Origin of the sequence: Mycoplasma sp. NEAQ87857 (assembly GCF_009792315.1) — a bacterium.
Classification (GTDB): domain Bacteria; phylum Bacillota_I; class Bacilli_A; order Mycoplasmatales; family Metamycoplasmataceae; genus Mycoplasmopsis.
In genome coordinates, this window is the sequence record NZ_CP045542.1 from 601,225 (window position 1) to 622,488 (window position 21,264).

Sequence of the window (21,264 nt, forward strand, 5' to 3'; positions counted from 1 at the left end):
ATTATAATTGATTATTCTAAAGTTTCACCTTTATGCTCAACGATTTGAGTGTTAAGCCCTTCAGCTTCAACTCCAACTATTGAGTGAATTGTAGTATCAGACATTCTAACAACACCAAAAACACCTGCTTTTTTAAGAGCTTGATCATCGACTTTTGTACCATCTTTTACGATGTATCTTAATCTAGTTGAACAGTTATTATATTCAACAATGTTGTCTCATCCACCATAAGCAAGAACAATTTGTTTTGCTTTTTGTGATAATCCTGATCCAGTTTCTTCATTTAATGGAGTTAATACACCATCATCTTCTTTTTCAGCTAGAATAACTCCATCTTTTCTACCTGGTGTACTTAAGTCTAATTTCTTAATCATTAATGTTCCTACAAAGAAGTATGTAAGACCACAAACAAGACCAATAGGAATAATTCATCCTGGGTTAGCAAATACTTTTGCAGCTCCAGTAAATCCTGATTCTCTAATAATTGCTAATGATTTATTAATACTTAATAAGTAGTCCATAGCTCCTGCTGAGAATCCGAATCCAATTTGAATTCCAAATAATCCTGTAATGAATGCAAAGATTCCAGTAAGGATAGCATGGACTAAGTATAATAATGGTGATACATAAACAAAGGCAAATTCAATAGGTTCTGTAATACCAGTTAAGAAGCTAATTACAGCTGCTGAACCAAATAACGCAAATACTCTTTTTCTTTGTTCTGTGTTTTCTGAAGTATATCAGAATGCACCAACTAATGCTGGTAATCCAAACATCATCATTGGGAAGAATCCTGCTTGGAATAATCCTCCAGGGTTACCTTTTGCAGCACCTTGTAAGAAGATAAAGATATCTCCATGAACTGCATCTCCAGCTTCGGTGTGGAATTCTCCTAATTGGAATCAGAATAAGTTGTTTGGAATGTGGTGTAATCCAAATGGAATTAATAATCTGTTAAAGAATCCATATCCACCCATAATTGTAGCTCTTAGAGCTAATGAACTAGGAACTGGTTTCCCATCAGCTCCAATTGTTGATGTAGCTTTAGACATAGATGAAGAGATAATGTAAATTACATATCCAATTCATGGGAAAATTAAAGCTCATAAAATTGAAAATACAATTGTTGTAATAATTGCTAATGCAGGAATTAATCTTCTTCCTGAGAAGAATCCTAAAACTTTAGGTAATTCTACATTTCAAGCTCTATTGTATACATATGCTACAAGAGAACCAATTAAGATCCCGTTTAACACGTTTTGTGCTAAAACAGCATTAAATTTAGATCCAAATAAGCTTTCAAATCCAAATTGAGCTAAAGTATAATTTGCTTTAACAGCAACAGTTTTAGTAGTTGCATTAACATCACCGAAGCTAAAGGCGATTTTTCCACCAACTACTTGATCTGGAGTAATATTAATTAATTTATCTCCATATGCTCCAATATTTGTTAAAAATTCTTTATTTTTATCAAATTCATTTGCGAATGTGTATATTACTTTATTATCAGTAGTAATTTTAAGCCCATCAATATTGCTTAAGTTCGCTGAAGAAATCACTGCAGTTTGAGCAGAACCTTTAGTGATTCCAAAATCTATTGAACCATAGTATAAATTTACTAATGGTCCCATTATTGCATAAAGCAACATAATGGCTACAAAACCAGCAAAAGCCGCTTCACCTCTACGTTCTTTAGTGAATCCAAATGCTAGTCCAATAGCGAATAATACTGGTAAGTTATCAAATACAATACCACCAGATTTTAAAATAATTGTTCCTACAATACTTGAAAAAGCTGTATTTCCAGGTATGTCTGATCCAATTCTTAGTAAAATAGCAGCAATTGGTAACACAGCAATAGGGAATAATAATGCTCCCCCAATTTTACCTAATTTAGCAATAAAGCGGTGTAATCCACTGTTATTTGCTTTTGATTTTTTAGTCATAACAGCAGTCATTATGCACCCCTTACTTTTGAGCTTTTCTTAAGAATAAAGCCATTTGTGATAACAGTTAACACAATGGCACTAAATAAAAAGATTGTCATTAATAAAGCCATAGATGCAATGAGATTAGCCCGCATTGCATCATGAGCTTTTTGAACCATTTTTAGTGCATCACCTTTTTCACTAAAGGTCATATTTGCACTTGATGGTACGAAAGCAGTTACTAAAACAGTAACCACCATAAGAACTACAAACATAAGTCACAAGAAAACATAAATTTTTTGTGCTATATGCATATTTTTTACATTTTTAATTAAACTATTCACTTTATTAGACATATTGCCTCTTATTTTTGGGGAATATTGGATTTTGTAAGTAAAAACTTACGGAATTATTCCCTCACAATAAATTATGTTCTTTTTTTTTTTTTTTTTTTGAGACCAAACCTCGAATATTGTTTTAAATATTCATAAAATAATACTTATTTAAAATTTTGAAAACCTCCATAATCTAATTTTTGTTTATTTTATGCAAAAAAGTGCTAAAAAAATATCGAACCGTTCCATATTTTTGAGTTTAACTATTTTTTAGCATCTTTTTTAGCACTTGATTAATCAAGTGCTAATTTAAAAAATAAGCATTTAATCCTATTCAATACACTTTCTTAAGTTAAAATCATTATCTTGATAAATCTTTTTTGCTTTAGTTAAATCAACCTTATTTTTAATCATAATAATAGCTAAAGGAATGTTTTGCTCTGCTTGATTATAGGTTGAATTAGCTAATTGATAATCACAATTTGTGATTTTGACTATCATATCAATACTTCTTTTTTGAAGTTTGATATTAATTGGAGTTAAATTAATCATATATTGATCATAAACTTTATTTAATTTAATAGCAGTAATTGAAGAAATGTTATTTAAAATAATTTTTTGTGCAGTAGCACTTTTTAATCTAGTTGAACCTAAAATCACTTCTTGGCCTACAGGTATAAAAATATATTTATCACAAACTTCAACACAACTACCATTATCAAAATTTGCAATTAAAGCTGTATAACCCTTAACTTCTTTAGCGTATGTTAAAAAACCTTTAACATATTTAGTATTTCCTGAAGCACTTAATCCAATTAATACATCTTTATTAGAAATATTATTTTTCTTAGCATCATTATATCCAAGTTCAAAATCATCTTCATAACCTTCAAGCGATTGCAAAATAGCTTGATCACCACCAGCCATCGAGTATTTAAATCAATTATTTTCGCCAAAAGTAGGTAACACATCTAAAGCATCAAGCATCCCAATTCTTCCACTAGTTCCAGCACCAATATAAAAAACTCTTCCACCTTGTTTGATTGATTCTACAATTTTATCTATTAATGATTCAAATTCCGCAGCTTTTTGTTGAATTATTTTAATTACTCCAGTATTAGAATTAGTAAAAATTTCAAATAATTCTTTAGTATCATAAGTATCTAATTTCATATTTCTCCTATCTTTTTAATGATATAAAGAATAATAAAGTTTTAACAATACAAAGTATTTTTATATGAAACTATTTCATATTTAAGAGCTTAAGATTCTTTAACAAAATAAAAAACAATAATAGAATTTAATTCTATTATTGTTTGCTTTAGTTAAATATTAAATATTTCTTTTGCTTTGTCTATACTAATAATTCGATTGCTTTTTTGAACTTTCTTTTTAACAATGTTTTTAATTGCAGTATCAACACTTTCTTTTAATAAATCCTTTGTTTTTATTCCTCTAAGTTCAAAAAATGCTAATGGTTCAGTATCTAATTTAACTCCCAAACCATAAAATACTGCAATAACGTGTTTACATAAAATAGTTCAATCAGGACAACTACATTTAACTCTCATATCATCTAATTGTGGTAAAAATCCTAATTTTGGATCATATAATTCTTTAGAAAAAGTATCATTAAACTTACCCTCTTCTAATTCAACTAAAGAATTAATATTTTCACTAATTAAATGTTTAATTTGATCAATTTTATCTTGCTCTAAAGTTGGTATTGTAATTAAAATTTTATATGGTCATCTAGCATTTCCGCTAACTCGAGCAAAAATTTCTCCAGCTTTTAATTCAAAGTGAATCACTTTACCTTTACGCATATAAGTTCTTGCACGAGTAAAACGTTTTTCATCATAATAATAAGAAGTTTTTAGTGAATTAATTCATTCTATAGCAGATCAAGAAGTAATAATTCTTCTTGATTCCACCACAATAGGAATACGAACTTTTTCTTTTTTAGTAATCATTTTTATCCAATCTTATTAAATTCAAAATTTCTTCATTAGTCATTTCAGTTAAATATTTGCTTCCTTCTATATTTAATAAATCTTGTGCTAATTCCATTTTTGATTCAATTAAATTATCAATTTTTTCTTCTATAGTACCTTGGGTAATTAATTTTCTTACTACTACATTTTTAGTTTGTCCAATTCTATATGTTCTATCTGTAGCTTGATTTTCCGCTGCGGGATTTCATCAACGATCAAAATGAATAACATGGTTAGCTGAAGTTAAGTTCAATCCTACTCCTGCAGCTTTTAAAGATAAAATCATATATGGAATATATTTATCATTGTTATTGAACTCATCTACAAGCTTACCTCTTTGTTTAATAGGTGTTTTACCATGAAGTATTAAACCTTCAGATTTAAATATTTGTTTTAAACACTCATTTAAAAGTGGTATAAACTCTGTATATTGTGTAAAAACTAGAACTTTTTCTTTTTTATTTGCAATAGTTTCACAAAGATTTTTAATATAAGTCATCTTACCACTATGACTTAATTTAAAATCATCATTTTTCCCTAAAAATAAATTAGGATGATTACAAATTTGTTTTAGTTTAGTTAAACTAGAAAATATAAGACCTGTTCTTGCTATACCAGATTTTCCTTCTATTTTTTCTTTTATTTCATCAACTATTTTTAAATATAATGCAGCTTGTTTAGGACTTAATTCCACTATATCTTTATATTCAATTTTTTCAGGTAAGTCACTAATAATTTTTTTATCAGTTTTTAATCTTCTTAAAACAAAAGCGTTAATTGTCTTTTTTAACCTTTCTAATAGTTCTAAATCTTCATCAGTTTTATGAATAAAACGTTTAAATTGAGTTAAATTACCTAATAAACCTGGATTAATAAAATCAAAAATTGATCATAAATCAACCAAATTATTTTCAATTGGTGTTCCAGTTAACGCAATTTGCATATTAGATTTCAAGTTTTTTATTGCTTTAGTTTGAATAGTGGTAGGATTTTTAATATTTTGTGCTTCATCTAAAATAACAATATCAAAATCTGTTTTAACTAGATTTTGAATTTTAGAAACCATACCATAAGTAGTTATATACAATAAAGTTTGATCATTGATGCTGTTTTCAAAATCATCATTATTGTCAGTTCTATGTAATATTTTAAAGCTTATATTTTTAGCAAATCGTTTAATTTCTGCTTTTCAGTTGCTTAATAATGATGCTGGAACTACTAATAAAACTTTTTTAATTTGTTTTTTTGATCTTAATTTATCTAAAAATGTTAAAACTTGTAAAGTTTTACCTAATCCCATATCATCAGCTAAACAAACACCTAGGTTTAATGAATGCATTTCCAACAATCACTCAACACCTTCTTTTTGATATTCTCTTAAATTAGCATTTATTGTTTTAGGAATCGAAGTATCTAGAGTTTTTTTATTCTTAGTAATAGTATTGTTTAATTTATCAAAGAATATTTTTACAATTTGTTGGTTGATTTTATCATCAAATTTGGTATTTGAATCTAAGGCAAATTGATTGCTAATTAATGATTTAACTGAAATAGTAGGATTTTTCTTTAGTTTTTTAATCGCTTCTAATAAGTCTTTAATTTGTTCTTTGTTAATTTCGACTCATTCATTTTTAAATCTAAATAACCCTTCATCTTGATCTAAAAGAGCATATAAATCATCCTCAGATAATTTTTGACCATTAATCTCAGCTTGAGGTACGAAATTAATAATATTGTCAATTGATAAGATGCTTTTTTCATCTTCTAATTTAATAGATAAACTTGGTTTAGGTCTTTGAGACTTACGTTTTCATCAATTAGGTACAACACAAACAATTCCATATTTTTCATACAAATCAACTTCTTTTAAAAATATTGATGCTTCTTTAATAGTTAATTTAATTGGACTAAATAACTCATTGCTTTCAACTAATGAGTTAATAAAATCTGATTCTTTAGAAATTTTAATAACTGTAGAAATTAATGATAGTAATTTCATTGTATCGTTTTTATATTCTTTAAAAGCTTTATTTAAAGGTGTATGATATGTCTTTTGATCTTGCTCTTTTTGAGCTGAATAAGTAGCTAAAAATGCAAAAGGATATTCTGGATCATTATATTCAGCTAAATGGAAAAATATTCTATCTGCAACATGTAAATTTGCATTTTTAGAATTTATATATTCTTCTACAGTACCTTGATATTCTTTACATTCTTGATTAAAAACTTTTAAAACTGAATATCATAAATTTTCAACTCATTGATAATTGATTTTACCTGAGTTTAAATCATGACCTCAAGGTACTAAATTATAAATATCAGTATATAAATCTTGTATCATTGGAATATCAACATTTCCTTTATTAATTTCAACTGATGGATCTTGAATAATTTTTTTAATCATCATTTGAAAGGTTTTACATAAAAATATAATTCCTGGACCATAAGGTATTTCTTTTGTAAAACTTAAGTTATATATAGTTAAAAATTTATTGTGCTCAAAATTATTTATAAATTTCTCTTCATCTAGAGAATATAAATTTTTAGTTTTTGTAAATTCTTTAGTATCAATTGAAAAATCTTGATCAGTAAAGAATATATCTAGTTTCTTTTTAGTCATACAATTAATAATATCGATAATGATTTAAATTTATAAAATAAATATCACTAATTAAATTTAATATGAAAAGTATTTCATAAATAATTAATAATACTAAGGTTTTTATAAACTTATTTTTTAATTAAATTCTTTATCATAACTATTGTTTATTCTTTAAATTAGCATTAATTACAAAAAATACTTACATTTATAAATAAGTGATGAAAAATAGTATTTTGCTATTTTAATTCTTTTAATTTAAGCCATTTAAAAAACTTAAAAAATAGTTTAAATATTTGTGCTCATATGATAAAATAAAGCACTTTTTGTGATAAAATAAAAAAACTATGGAAAACACAATGTACAACTCTCTTACACAAATCAAAAGTAAATATGATGAATTACAAAAACAATTAATGGAACCAGAAATTGTTTCAGATATCAAAAAATACACTAAGATCGTAAAAGAAATTAATAATATTAAAGATATTGCAGAATCATTTGAAAAATATTTAGAAGCAGAAGCTAACTTAAATAACGCTAAAGAAATGTTGGTTCTAGATAAAGATGAAGATATGCAAGCACTAGCAAAAAGTGAAATTCAAGAAGCTCAAGCTCAAATGGAAAAATTAACTGATGAATTAAAAATATTAATTCTTCCTAAAGATGAAAATGATGATAAAGACGTTATTGTTGAAATAAGAGGAGCTGCTGGTGGTGATGAAGCTAATATTTTTGCAGGTGATTTATTTAGAATGTATCAAAAATGATGTGCTCAAAATGATATGAAAGCAACTATTTTAGATTCTTCATCAGCTGAAGGTGGTGGATTTAGTTTAATCACTTTTTCAGTTAAAGGTGATAAACCATATTCAAAATTAAAATTTGAAAGTGGTGTTCATAGAGTTCAAAGAGTTCCAGTCACTGAAACTAAAGGTAGAGTTCATACTTCTACAGCTACAGTTACTGTAATGCCTGAATTAGATGATGATATTGAAATTGAAGTTAAACCAGATGACATTAGAGTTGATGTTTTCCGTTCAAGTGGAAATGGTGGACAATCAGTTAATACCACAGATTCAGCAGTTAGAATTACTCACTTTGCTACTGGTATTGTAGTATCTTGTCAAGAAGGAAAAAGTCAAATCCAAAACAAAGATATTGCAATGAGAATTTTAAAATCTAAATTATATGATCTAGAACTTGAAAAAAAACAAGCAGAAGAATCTGGATATAGAAAACTTGCAGGTAGTGGAGCAAGAAGTGAAAAAATTAGAACTTATAACTACCCTCAAGATAGAGTAACTGACCACAGAATTAGCTATTCAACCAGTTTATCTCCTGTTATGGAAGGTAAACTTAACCCAATAATTGATGCATTATTAGCAGAAGAACAAAACGAAAAAGTTAAAGCTGCAGGAATTTAATGCCTACTAAAGAAGATTTATTATTAGAAAAAAGGAGATATGGTCTAGATCAAACCATATCTCCTTTTGAATTAGAACAATTAAATATTGGTACTCCTGTACAAAAAATTATTGGATATGTTGAAATGGCAGATGTTGTTATTAATTTAGATCATAATGTATTAATTCCTAGATACGAAACTGAAGAATTAATATTAAAGGTTGTTAATGATATTAAAATTCAAGATAATTTAGATATTTTGGATTTATGTTGTGGTAGTGGATTTATTGGTTTAGCTATTAAAAAAGCTAAACCAAATTGTAATTTAATATTAAGCGACATTTCAAATGAAGCGATACTTCAGTCTCAAAAAAATGCTAAATTAAACCAATTAAAAGTAGATATTATAGAATCAGATTTATTTAATAATATTGAGCCTAATAGTTTAGATATTATAGTGTCAAATCCACCATATTTAGATGTAAGAGAACTTATAAGTGATTCGGTATTAAATTTTGAACCTCATTTAGCTTTATTTGCAGATGATCAAGGTTTATATTTTTATAAAAAAATTATTGAACAAGCTCCTAAATATTTAAAAAATCAAAAAGGACTTTTATATTTTGAAATTAATCCCTTACATTTAGAATATTGAGAAGATTTAGCAACCAAAATGGATTTAGAAATTATTAACGATATTGCTAATTTAGCTAGAATTGTAAAAATAAAATTTAAATAATTTAAATATTACTTTGCAGTAATATTTTTTATTTTATAATTTGTACATTACTGTACAGTAATATTACAAAGGAGAAATATGTCTAAATATTTAAAACTTTTATTTTCATTAATAGCTAGGAAAAAGCTAAATTACTTTATTTGAACTATTAATTTAATTTTTGTATTAAGTTATAGTTTGTCATTTAAGTATGTTAATCATGATTTTGATTACAATACTTTATTTTTAATACTAATCACTTTTGAAATATTTATTACAATCTTGTATTCTTCACTGATTGCATTGTATTTATTCAAAGGATTAAGTTATGAAGGAATAGATTTATTAGTCTTTAGTAAACCTATTTCTAGAAAGAAAATCATTTTAGCTAAATTAATTACTTTGATGATAGTAGCTAGTTTATGAAGCTTGTTTTCTTTAATATTAAATATTATTGCCTTAGCATTATTTAAATTATTTGATCAAATTTTATTAATTAGTTTTATCTCATTAATTAGCTTCTTTATGGCATTTATGTTTTTTGGAAATATTAGTGCTATTTTAAGTTATAAACTAAGCTCAAAATTAGCTCTATCAATCAATTTATTAACTAGTATCTCATTAGTAGCTGCAGGAGTTAGTGTTAATATTAATACCACTTCAACAGTAAATCATTTTGCTAAGTTTTTAAATCAAAAATATAACTATAATCGCTCAGGAAATGTAGCCAACATTGAAAGTTTTTTTGTTAAAAATCAAAATAAACTATATTTAGTACCTAATGGTGTAGATAATAATGAGTTTTCTAATAAACAAAAAGAATTTATTGATTTTGCATACAATAACTCAAAACAAGCACCACAAACTATGCATATTTATAATTTTTTATCTTTACCTTATCAATTTATTGATAGTTTTAATGTTAAAAATTCAAATTTTATTAAACAAGAAAATAATTTAACAAATTATTTATACCAACCAAGAGATTTATCATTGCGTTATAGTTATAAAATTAATAAAAACAACCCATCATTAATTAAAACTATTGATAGCAATAAGTTATCAATAGTGCCGTTTTTATTAAAAAATAATTCTACTATTGCTAATCTTTTAGATTCAAAAATAATTTATGCAAGAGAAAATGCAAATAACTTTATTCAAGAATTTCCTGAAGATAAATTTGTCTTTGCTTCAAGTGATAATTTAATTGGTGAAATAGATTGAACTATTGTTAATCAAACTTTAGCAAATGACTTTTTTGATGAATATGCAAACAAATTATTTAACAAAATTAATCAAGAAATTAATAAAAGAAAGATTTATGATCAAGAATTAATTAAGCAATTAATATTAAAAACCATTACTACTATTTTAAATAATAAAGATGACCAAATAAATACTTATAGCGATCCATCTACTGCAGTATTTGATCAAAATGCTATTAAAAATAAAATTATTCAAACTTATACTCAAAGACAAATTTATTTATTTGCTAGTTTAATCTACTATTTATACTTTAATAATAATTATCCGATTTTATTAGATGCTATTTTATTTAATCCAAACAAAATGGATTATTCACCAATGGCATTTAATATTAAAATTGGTCAATATAACTATCAAATTGGTGGATATCAAAGTTATACTCCAATTCAAGAAGTTGATAAAAAAACTAATAAAGTAGTAACTAGATATAGTATTAAACCTAAAGATAATTATCTTTTTACTACCACTAAAGATTTATATAGTGTTGCAAGTGATAAACAAGTAACTAACATTGGATATTATTTTATTATTTGAATTATAGTTCTATCAATTTTAAGCACCATATCATATCAACTTTATTATAAAAAGGATTACAAATAATGACATACAGTTTAGAAATTAATAATTTAACTAAAATTTACAATAAGAAAAAGAATTCTGGTATTTTTGATTTAAATTTTAAAGTTAAAAAAGGTGATTTTCATGCTTTTATTGGTGAAAATGGAGCAGGAAAAACCACTACAATTAAATCAATTATTGGTGCATTAAGTAATATCGATGGTGAGATATTAATCGATGGAATTAATAATAAATTAATTGCTTCAAAGCAAAAATTAGCTTATGTTCCAGAAGTTATGTTATTTCCTGAAAATCTTACTACTTGAAACTATTTAACATTATTAAGCAACTTAAATAATATTGTAGATATTGAAACAAAAATCAATAATTTATTAGATATTTTTGAAATATCACATTTAAAAAATAAAAATCCAAACCAAATGTCTAGTGGCCAAAAGAAAAAAATTATTTTAATTCAAGCTTTATTAAATGAACCGGATTTATTAATATTAGATGAACCTGCATCTAATTTAGATCCTACAGCTAGATATCAATTATTTAAATTATTAAAAGAACTAAATCAAAAAGGTACAACCATTTTTATTAGTTCTCATATTTTAAGTGAATTAGATCAATATGTTAATTCATTTACCTTAATTCATCAAGGTCAAATTATTGATTCAGGAGTTAAAACTAAAAACTTAGAGGAATTATTTTATGAAAAAATTATTAATAACTAATTTATTAATAATTGCTCCTGCTTTAGTTTCTTGTAACACTATAAATCAAACAAAACAAATAACTAAACAAGAAAATAAACTTGATGAAATAGTTAAATTAACTTTAGATAATAATCTTGCAAATCAATATAGACAAAATCAACTAAATACTAGTGATGAATATTTAACTGAATTACATTCCTCAATGGTTTTAGCACCTATTTTTAATGTTGAACTTTTAGATAAAACAACAAATAGATTATCTAGAACCAAAGATGCTATAGCTATTTTAAACACTGCTATTGTTGATAATTGGTATTTTTTACTTCATAATTTAAATAAATTATTTTTCATTTTTAACCCTTATGATAGTAGTTTAAATGAAGATGCTAATCAAGAAACTTTTTATAATCCAAAACAACTTTTTATCCAAAAACAAGATCAAGAGCAACCTTTAGTTTTGAATTTAAACAATAAACAAATCAATAATTTTATTATTAAAGATTTAGATGATAAACATCAAATTATTTATTTAAATATTAATGATCAATATATGACCTTTTTAATTAAACAAGCAGATAAATTAACTTGATTACCTGAGATAATTAAGCTCAATAATCAAAAATTTACCAATGATTTTATCCAAATATTTAATGACCAATTTTTAAAACAATACCAACAAATTATCCAAAAAGAAATTAATTACCATAAACTAATTGAAAGCTCAATTACTGAAGAAAAAATCAAAAGCAACTTTGCTTTTGATCAATACTTTTTATTATTTAAAAACAATAACTATGTTAATAGTTTAATAAATACTATTAATCATTTAAATCACAATAATCAAATCAATCTCGAAAGATACACCCTAGGAGGAATCAATGAAAACTAAACTGATAACTTTTATAAGCTTAGGTACTTCTTTAAGTGCTATTAGTTGTGTTAATTATTCCAAAGTAAGTCAATCATTTAAATTTGTTGATAGTGATTTTGATGAAGTGATTAACAATAATCAAGAAATTGATAAACAAAATAAATTAACTAAAGCGATTTTAAATAAAATTTATAAATCCAATAGTGCTGCAAAACTACTATTTATTAATCAACAAAAATCACCTACTATTAATCAAATTTTTAAAGATTGAAGTGTTAAATATAATGAAGTTGCCACAAAACTTAAAACCATAAATATCGATAACAATGAATATCAAGCACTAGAACATCAACAAACTCAACTACAAGATGAATTAAATCAATTAATTAATCAAAATTGATTATTTGTACTAAATAATTTATCAAAATTTAAACTTACTTTTAAATTTTGATTCAACAATCCATTGAATAATAACGCTCATTTAGATAAAGAATATTTAATTAATTTACTTGCTAAACCCAGAGTTAAAGATATAAGTTTAAATGATGCTAAAATTAGTGATTTTATCGAAGGTGAAGAATCTAAAGAACTAAGAAATACTCAAGTTTTATATGTTTTAATCAATAATAGTGTTTGAAGAATTTCAATTAATAATTTAAACAATCAACCTTATGTTAAGTTTCATCCAGAGCTATGAACCTTTGATAAAGCTAAAAGACCGATTTCACTAAACTTAATTTCAAATATTATCCATAGTGGTTTTATCCATAATGATAAAGAAATTATTAATAAATGAATTACAGATTTAGTTGATAAACAACTTTATGGGGATGCTGCATCGATGCAATTAATTTATGATGAAAAATAAAATTCTAAAATCTTTTTTTAGTATGATTGGTGTTTCTAGTTTTTTAGGTTTAATCGCTTGTAATCAAGTAGCAAATATTAATAATTTAAATAATCCTAAGCAAGAACAATTTCATAATTTTGTTAGTCAAAAAAGTATATCCGCAATATTGGATTATGTTTTTGATAATCAAGAACAAAAAAATCAATATATTAATCAACAAAGCTTATTGGATGATAAATATAAAACTAAAATTAAGCAAAATTTAATCTATGGTAATAATATATCTGCTTCATTTAAATCAAATAGCTTTTTTACAAAACCAATTCAACCAATAAACACTGCTAATAAAGTCTTAAGTTATGATGATGATTCTTTAGCAAAGCAAAATTGATTATGATTTTTATTTAATTTACAAAATGCTGTCTTTATCCAAGATCCAAGTATTGATTATTTTGAATCTAATATCAATGATATTGATATAAATAATAAGAAAAATAATATTTTATACAAGATTTTTTATCAACCTAAATCAAATAAAATTATAGATTATGTTTTTCATAGTTATGAAAACAGCATTACTACAGAAGAAACTGTTGTTTATTTATTAACTAGTGAAGGCTTTATTATTCAACTTAATATCACAAAAAATAAAGAATCAAATGAACCAACTAGTGTTAATTTACTTTTTTACATTTACACTTTTCCAAAATTACTAGAATCAAAAAATAAATTACAAAATTTTGATCTTAAAAAATATGTCAATGATACTAAAAGCTTTTATGATTTAGAAGATGATAACAGTACAAAAAGAGTTTTATTTAAAGATAAATATGGTGGTCAAGAACTGAAATATACCTTAGTAGATATGGTTTAATTTCCACAAAATAAGAGCACTGCTCTTATTTTTTATACCAATAAAAACCTTATTTAGGTAAATTTTTACATCTTTTGATTATTATTTGTATGATTTAATCATTTTTTGATCGCTAGACGTATATATATATATATATATATATATAGGATTCCATATTTCCATTTAACAATAAATATATATGAAAAATTTTCAGCAACATTAATATGGTCTCTTGACATTGGTAAATAGCAAAGTAAAAACTTGTTATTAATCAATTAAACTATTTTATTTAAGGATCAAAAATGTCTCAAAACGCAAACAAGAATACAAGTCGTAAAAAATTATTCATCATTTTAGGTGCTATTACAGCAACAGCTGGAGTTGCTGGTATTATTACCTATAGCGTAGTAAATAGCAAAAAAGAATCTATGAATAATAATGAATTAGTTAAGAAAATTGATGAACAAAAAACAAATATTCAAAAATCAATAGATGAATTGAATTTTGTAGTTCAAAAAACTAACGATAAAACTAATCCTTATTCTTCGACTTTAGATTTAGTAAATCAAAAAATTGCTCAAATCTCAAAACTTAACCTTTCTCAACAAACACCACAAAAATTAGACGAAATTCTAAAAGAATTAACACAATTAACTTCTAAAATCCAAACAGATTACAAAGCTGCATCACAAACAGGTATCACTAAGTACAAAAACCTTATTGATCTAAAAATTGAAGATCTTAATAAAAATTGATTCCCTTTATGAACTGATAAATATTTCGATAATTCAAAAGCCACATTAAACAAATTTATCCCAACAGTAGCAAATAAAGAATGATCATCATTTAAAGTAATTTATGAAAAATATGAAGAATTATTAGCTACAGCTGATAAAGCTGCAATGAATGTTGTTCATGCTTCTGCAGAATTACAAGATGCTATTAATGTTAATTATCAAGTAATGAAAGAAGCTGTTGAATTATACAATGGTAGAACTAGCGGATATGCTTTAACAGCACCTTATAAACAATTAGTAATAGCTACTTTAAATTTTGAATCATTATTTAAAATGCCTGTAAATGAAATTGGTACAAATAATAACGTTTTAGCATTACAAAATGGAGCTAAACTTGCTAAAAAATATGCTGATGAATATCTTGCATTAATTAATACAGCTCAAGAAAAAACTGCTAACTTATTAAAATATGCTAATGATTTAATAAATAAATGACAAGAAACTCAAAAAGATACTTTAGCTAATTTAAAAGCATTATTAGATAAATATAGTAAAGAAACTCTTGATGATAAACCAAACCCAGAATACATTAAGGATTTAAAACCAGTTTCTAAAGATTATGATGTTTTAGATGAAATGCAAAAAACATTATTCCAAACAATTACCCCTGTTAATAATGTTGTTTCTAAAATATTATTAGATCAAAAAATTACTGAAGTTGAATCTTGATTGAAATCTCATCAATCAGAAAGCAATGAAAATACAGCAGTAAAAACATTAAAAGATAAAGCGGCAGAATTAAAAGCTAAAAAATATGATTCAACTAATAATCCAAAAACGTTTGAATCAATACTAAAAGATCTAGAAGATTTAGAAAAATTGTTTGATCAAGCTTCAAAAGAATCAACACCTAAACAATCGTAGTTATATATTAATAAATGTTCTAGTTTCAAATTAGATCATTTATTAATATTTTTTATATCTCTAAGGAAAATTATGTTTAATAAAAAAATAACAATTATTGCAATTACTGGTGGAAGTTTAATATTAGCAACAAGTATTGCCACTACTGCTATAGTAGCAAAAAGTAAAAATATTAATGCTTTATCTAAAAAAGATGTAGTCTTTTATCAAAAGAATTTAAAACAAACTCAAAACGATTTAGCGTTATTGATCAATACCACAAAAGAAACCATCAACAATCCTAACAATAGTAATATAGCTTTAATAAAAGTTATTAAAGATAAAATAAATGATACTCAAACAAAAATTAACAATTTACCTAATAGCAATTTAAGCACTTGATCAGTTGAACAACTAACTAATAACATTAATATAACCAAACATTTAATTAATGAAATTAAGCAATTAATCAATTCACATAATACAATTAGTGATAAATTTTCTAAAATCAAAGATTTAGAACAAAAATTATTAAATATTGAAAGTTCACTAAAAAATCAAAATTTAGATCAAGATTTTGAACAATATAATGAACTTTTAAATAATATTAATCAAGCTATAGCTAATGTATCATCATTTAAAGAATCACAAGATTTTAATGAAGCAAATAAATTATTTAACAATATTGATCAAGCATATAACGATTCATTAATTATGCTTAATCAAAATAGATTTAACCAATTAATGAATTTAGAAACTCAAGCAAACAACTTAATTAATGATAGTTTGCTTGAAGATGAAGAAACTATAATAAATAATATCAATACTGCTTTAAAGCAAATTTCTAATAATAATTTCAATAAAGAAAGTTCATTTGAACAGTTAGATAATTCAATATTGATTTTAAAACCAATTTTAAAAGAAGTTCAAGATAAAAGGCAACAAAACCTAGTTGCTTTTGAAACAGCTTTAGCTCAATATAAAAATTCATTTAATACAACTAAACAAGAATTAAATGATTATGAATCAACTAACAACAATAAACTAAATGATTCATCTAACCAAGATATTAATTTAGTAACAAATTTAAAAGCAAAGATACTTGATTTAAAAACCAAATTAGACCAATTTGAAATCAATGATAATCAAACTCTAACTAAAAAACAATTACATCAAAAAGAATTAGATTTTGCTTTATTAAAAACTCAAATTAGTGATCTTAAAAACAATTACACTGATTTATTTACTAACATTGACCAAATTAAGGTTCTATTACAAAAGCTTCAAAATATCAAACCTTTATTAGAAAATGAAAATCATCAATTTCAAGATATAGCAAATAAAGATGATGTTTTAAATCAATTAAATACAGCTTTAGCTAAAGAAAATGTGTTTAAAACCACTTTAGAACTTACATTACTTCCAACATTAATTAACGAATTATCAAACTCTTTTAATCAAGTTGTATTAGCATTAGAAAATGCTAGAACTTTAGAATTAAATAATTTAATTTCAAAAGTTGAAAAATTCATCCAAGACAAACAAAATAATAATGCTTCAATAATTAAACCATTGGTTCAAAAAGTTAATGAGACTAAACAAACTCTATCAACTAGTAATACCGAAGAAAATAATGATAAAGTTTCATTATTTTCTAGATTAATTAATGAATTATCAAGTTCTTTAGATCAAGCAATAACATCATTAGATAATTCTTTAACATTAGAATTGAATAATTTAATTTCAAAAGCTAAGGAATTTGTTCAAGAAAAACAAAATGAAAATACTTCTTCAATAACTCAACCACTAGTAAATAAGATAAATGAAATTGAACAAATGTTATCATCTAATCATTCTATTGAAAATAAAGAAAGTTATATCACTGAATTAAAAACAGTTTTAAGAGAAACTAGAGAACAACTATCAATTCATAAACAAGCTATAATGGAGCTAAAAGAAGTAAATTCTAAAATCAAAGAAGTTTTAACTACCGATAAAAATCAATATTTAAAGAGCAACTTCTTTGATAGTTTAACTGCTATAACCAATGAAATAGATACCTTTTTAGATTCAGATGATCAATCTAATATCAAGGAAAAATCAAAAGAATGATCTTCAAGAATAAATCAAGCTTGTTCATTACTTTTTGATGAAATAGATGAATGAAAACAAGGTTCAGAAGCTAACGCAAGTGAAATAGCACATAAACTTTATGAATATGGAATAGATGTTGATACTAATATTTCTATGATAAATAACAATTTACCAACTGATATCAAACTCCTAGAACAAGCTAAACAAAAAATATTATTATCAAATAATTTAGCAAATAAAATCCAAGAAACTGATGCAGCTTATGCATCATTAGATACAATTTCAAAAACACAATTAAGCAAGATTCAAAGTTCATTAGAAGATGATTATTTTAAAAATGGAGAAGGACTTAAATATAAAGAATTGTTAGATAAAGCATCAGAATTGCTTACTGCGACTAAAAAATATCAAAAAATTAACGAAGTAAATGAAACCAAAAATGATTTAATAACTGCATTTAGAGCATATAATCAACACACAGCTCCTTTATATCTTGCTTTAAGAAACATTTATAATGAAGCTACAAGATACTATAATGAGCAATATAATGCATTTAATGCTTTTAAAGAAAAGAATCAAAATTTTGTTGGAGATTATGTTTGAAAAGCATTCACAACCTCAAGAGATGCTTCTGAAATTGATAAACTATTAGCACAAGTTGCTGCTGACTTAAATTCAAACGATATTTCTTATCAATTAACCAACATCAAGGTAGCAACAGCAAATATAGAGGCATCGTATAAAGTATTCAAAAATAATATCAATAGATCTAAAGAAATATTTAAAAATTACAACATTGAAATTTAACCAAAAATCACTTTTTCTCCTTAAATTAACTAAAAAATAAGAGTTTTTCTCTTATTTTTTATACAAGCTTTAGGACTCTAATTCATTATATAGGTTGTTTTTGCTAAAAAAATGTATACTTTAATCGTTCTTTTAGTAATAATTTACTTATATATACTAATATTTATAGTATAAAAATAAAGATAGAATATCTTAATAAATTTAATCAAATACAACGTACAAAGAATTTAATTAAAAGAAAGGATTTTTTAAATATATGAAGAAAAAATGAAAATTCATTTGACCAGTTGTTTTAACTAGTTCATTAGTTGCTACAACAGCTGTTGCTTATACTTTATCAAATAAAAATGACACTACTTCAAACAAAGTGTTAGAAAGTAAAAAAGTAGAAGTATTAGGTTCTAGTTTAAACCTTGAATTAAATAAAGAATTTAATTTAAATACAGCTAATGGTGAAGAAGTTGCTGCTGATGGAACAGGAGAAGGAGGAACATCTCCTGAAGCTCCTGCAACACCAGAAGGAAGCTCACAAGGCGGAACTACTTCAAATGAAAACGAAGCAGAAAGTTCTGAATCAAGACCAGAATCAGAGAACTCATTAGAACAACCTAAAGGTGAAATGTCATCAGGTTCAAACAATGGAGAATCTAATGTTGAAACTCAACCTTCAAGTGTTGATTCAACACCTGTAGAACCTAAATCTGAAGTGGTTTCTCAACCAGAAGAAAACAGTGGAGAGGTTACTAATACTGAATCAACTACAACTTCAGGTGGTGATGAAAAACAACCTGTTGTAGCAAATCCTGAAGAAGGACCAAAAGCTAGCGAAAATACCGATAGTGAAGGTGGAGCATCTACAGAAGAAAAAGAAGCAGAAGGTGAAAAAGAATCTACAGAAAATCAAGCCGGTACACCTGGAGCTACTGATTCAAACGGAAATGAAGCATCTGCTGGAAAAGAATCTGAGAATACTGTCGATCCTGCTCAACCAGCTGTTGAAGGAACAACAACTGTATTACCCGAATCTACTCAAGACGGTAACAAAGAAACAGAAGTTGAAAACGCTAACAAAGAAGCTGATGGTGAAGGGAATGCTGTAGATAACACAAATAGTGGATCTGAAGCAACAACAGACCAAAATGGTGAAGCTACTTCAACTGAAGAAAACCAAAACGGTAATGGTGAATCATCTGCTGAAGGAAGTTCAACAGAAGCAGGAAGTAACGAAGCTGAAAATACAGCAACTGAAGGAACTGCTACAGAATCAAATGCTCAAGAATTAACACCTCAAAGCATGATTGCTAACGGTAAGGTTCAAGAATTATTAAGATTGATTTTATCACTATACATCTTTGGTGAAATGAACCAAAACAACTAGTTTATGGATTTTGATTAACTAAATCAAATAAATAATTTAATCATTTTTTAATTTCAAGTAAAAATCTACTAGCAATAGTAGATTTTTATAATTTTACTCTTGCATAATAGCTAAATTTTTAACTATTATGCAAAATCTCTAGTTATGAAAATATAGCAAATATTGTATAATAATATAAACACTTAGTTATAGAAAGGTTAGTATGTTCAAACTTAAAAAGTTATTTATTTCACTTGGTGCAGTATCAACTATTGCTGCAGCATCAACACCATTAATTTCTGCTAGTGCAAATTCTACAGCAACAACTAATACAAATTCAAACGTTAATAATAATGATCCTATTACTGTTCCAAAAGTAGCTCAACCTAGAAGAGTTGCTTCAACTGAATTAACACCTAAAAACCAAAGAAACTCAAGAAATCTATTATTATCAATATTAATTCCTTCAACATTTGTAGTTATATTTGGTGCATTCTTATATATTATTTTCGCTCGTGAAGAAGATGAAGAAGAATTAGAATTAAAAAAATAATGTAATTTTATAAATTAAAAGACAAGAATTAAATTCTTGTCTTTTTTAATCAAATTATTATTTAATAGCATGACAAGTTCTACATCTTGCTTCATACTCATCATCTCCAAGTAAATGCCTTTCAGTTGAAGCAACTTTTCTATAAGTCATATTAGCTTCTCCAAGACATTTCATACATACAGCTTTTAATTTGTTTACTGTATCAGCTCTAGCTAATAAATCTGCTACTATTTCAAATGGTTGACCTAAATAATCAGTATCTAACCCCGAAACAATTACCCTAATATCTAATTCAAGTAATTTTTCAATTACTTGAATTACTCCTTGGTCAAAAAAATGAATTTCATCAAAAGCCACTGCTTTAACATCTTTAGTGATTAATGGTAAAATCTCACTACTATTTTTTATCACTATTGCATTAATGTTAGATCCAGTTCTTGAAACAATTTTATATTGATCAAATCTTTGATCAAAGCTTGGTTTAAATACCATAACTTCTACTTTAGCAATTTTTCAAATCGTTAAACGTTTAATCAATTCAGCAGATTTCCCTGCAAACATAGGTCCAGTAATTACTTCTAAAGTTCCTTTTGGATATTTTCAAAACATCTCTCTCCTCCTTTTAGTTTATTTATTTTAAATATTTTTAATCAATACGATATAAAAAAATATTTTTTTATGAAAAAAGAAACATAAATAATATTATTTAATT

General features: G+C 25.2%; 17 protein-coding genes. 11 read left to right on the forward strand and 6 right to left on the reverse strand.

The genetic code is table 4. The annotated features are described in order from the left end of the window. Window positions 1-11: 11 nt before the first annotated feature. The 5 genes from GE118_RS02060 to GE118_RS02080 form a co-directional block, all read right to left on the reverse strand. A complete protein-coding gene (locus GE118_RS02060) occupies window positions 12-1,958 on the reverse strand; it encodes a PTS transporter subunit EIIC (protein ID WP_233262737.1) in 1,947 nt (648 codons plus the stop codon). Then, on the reverse strand, window positions 1,958-2,284 hold the full coding sequence (locus GE118_RS02065) for a hypothetical protein (protein ID WP_158763797.1): 327 nt from the start codon (window positions 2,282-2,284) through the stop codon (window positions 1,958-1,960). Before GE118_RS02065 ends, GE118_RS02060 begins: the two co-directional genes overlap by 1 nt. Window positions 2,285-2,593: 309 nt before the next feature. After that, window positions 2,594-3,436, reverse strand: coding sequence for an N-acetylmuramic acid 6-phosphate etherase (locus GE118_RS02070; RefSeq protein WP_158763798.1), 843 nt, complete (start codon window positions 3,434-3,436; stop codon window positions 2,594-2,596). Between the two features lie 152 nt (window positions 3,437-3,588). Further along, on the reverse strand, window positions 3,589-4,236 hold the full coding sequence (locus tag GE118_RS02075) for an SWIM zinc finger family protein (RefSeq protein ID WP_158763799.1): 648 nt from the start codon (window positions 4,234-4,236) through the stop codon (window positions 3,589-3,591). Next, window positions 4,226-6,877 carry a DEAD/DEAH box helicase gene (locus tag GE118_RS02080; protein ID WP_158763800.1) on the reverse strand — a complete coding sequence of 884 codons (2,652 nt, stop codon included), beginning with the start codon at window positions 6,875-6,877 and terminating at the stop codon, window positions 4,226-4,228. The genes GE118_RS02075 and GE118_RS02080 overlap by 11 nt, the downstream gene beginning before the upstream one ends. A 326-nt stretch (window positions 6,878-7,203) precedes the next feature. Here GE118_RS02080 and prfA point away from each other — a divergent pair, with 326 nt between their 5' ends. From prfA to GE118_RS02135, 11 genes are all read left to right on the forward strand, one after another. Further along, entirely contained in the window at window positions 7,204-8,283 is a 1,080-nt protein-coding gene (gene prfA, locus GE118_RS02085) for a peptide chain release factor 1 (RefSeq protein WP_158763801.1), read from the forward strand. After that, window positions 8,283-9,002, forward strand: a complete 720-nt coding sequence (gene prmC, locus GE118_RS02090) for a peptide chain release factor N(5)-glutamine methyltransferase (protein ID WP_158763802.1) — start codon at window positions 8,283-8,285, stop codon at window positions 9,000-9,002. Before prfA ends, prmC begins: the two co-directional genes overlap by 1 nt. 78 nt (window positions 9,003-9,080) lie before the next feature. Further along, on the forward strand, window positions 9,081-10,847 hold the full coding sequence (locus tag GE118_RS02095; protein ID WP_158763803.1) for an ABC transporter permease: 1,767 nt from the start codon (window positions 9,081-9,083) through the stop codon (window positions 10,845-10,847). After that, on the forward strand, window positions 10,847-11,545 hold the full coding sequence (locus GE118_RS02100; RefSeq protein ID WP_158763804.1) for an ABC transporter ATP-binding protein: 699 nt from the start codon (window positions 10,847-10,849) through the stop codon (window positions 11,543-11,545). Before GE118_RS02095 ends, GE118_RS02100 begins: the two co-directional genes overlap by 1 nt. Further along, on the forward strand, window positions 11,523-12,416 hold the full coding sequence (locus GE118_RS02105) for a hypothetical protein (RefSeq protein WP_158763805.1): 894 nt from the start codon (window positions 11,523-11,525) through the stop codon (window positions 12,414-12,416). Before GE118_RS02100 ends, GE118_RS02105 begins: the two co-directional genes overlap by 23 nt. Then, window positions 12,406-13,266, forward strand: a complete 861-nt coding sequence (locus GE118_RS02110) for an aromatic motif membrane protein (protein WP_158763806.1) — start codon at window positions 12,406-12,408, stop codon at window positions 13,264-13,266. The genes GE118_RS02105 and GE118_RS02110 overlap by 11 nt, the downstream gene beginning before the upstream one ends. Beyond that, window positions 13,253-14,122 (forward strand): aromatic motif membrane protein, encoded by an 870-nt coding sequence (locus GE118_RS02115; protein ID WP_158763807.1) that lies wholly within the window; start codon window positions 13,253-13,255, stop codon window positions 14,120-14,122. The genes GE118_RS02110 and GE118_RS02115 overlap by 14 nt, the downstream gene beginning before the upstream one ends. Before the next feature lie 281 nt (window positions 14,123-14,403). After that, window positions 14,404-15,762 (forward strand): hypothetical protein, encoded by a 1,359-nt coding sequence (locus GE118_RS02120; RefSeq protein WP_158763808.1) that lies wholly within the window; start codon window positions 14,404-14,406, stop codon window positions 15,760-15,762. A gap of 72 nt (window positions 15,763-15,834) precedes the next feature. Then, the gene (locus GE118_RS02125) at window positions 15,835-18,642 is read left to right on the forward strand and encodes a hypothetical protein (RefSeq protein ID WP_158763809.1); all 2,808 of its coding nucleotides are present in this window, start codon (window positions 15,835-15,837) and stop codon (window positions 18,640-18,642) included. Between the two features lie 256 nt (window positions 18,643-18,898). Next, the gene (locus tag GE118_RS02130) at window positions 18,899-20,020 is read left to right on the forward strand and encodes a hypothetical protein (protein ID WP_158763810.1); all 1,122 of its coding nucleotides are present in this window, start codon (window positions 18,899-18,901) and stop codon (window positions 20,018-20,020) included. A gap of 202 nt (window positions 20,021-20,222) precedes the next feature. Then, window positions 20,223-20,552 (forward strand): hypothetical protein, encoded by a 330-nt coding sequence (locus GE118_RS02135; protein ID WP_158763811.1) that lies wholly within the window; start codon window positions 20,223-20,225, stop codon window positions 20,550-20,552. A gap of 57 nt (window positions 20,553-20,609) precedes the next feature. Here the strand turns inward: GE118_RS02135 and GE118_RS02140 are convergent, their stop codons facing one another. Next, complete coding sequence (locus tag GE118_RS02140; RefSeq protein ID WP_158763812.1) at window positions 20,610-21,161, reverse strand: thymidine kinase; 552 nt, start codon at window positions 21,159-21,161, stop codon at window positions 20,610-20,612. Between the last annotated feature and the right edge of the window lie 103 nt (window positions 21,162-21,264).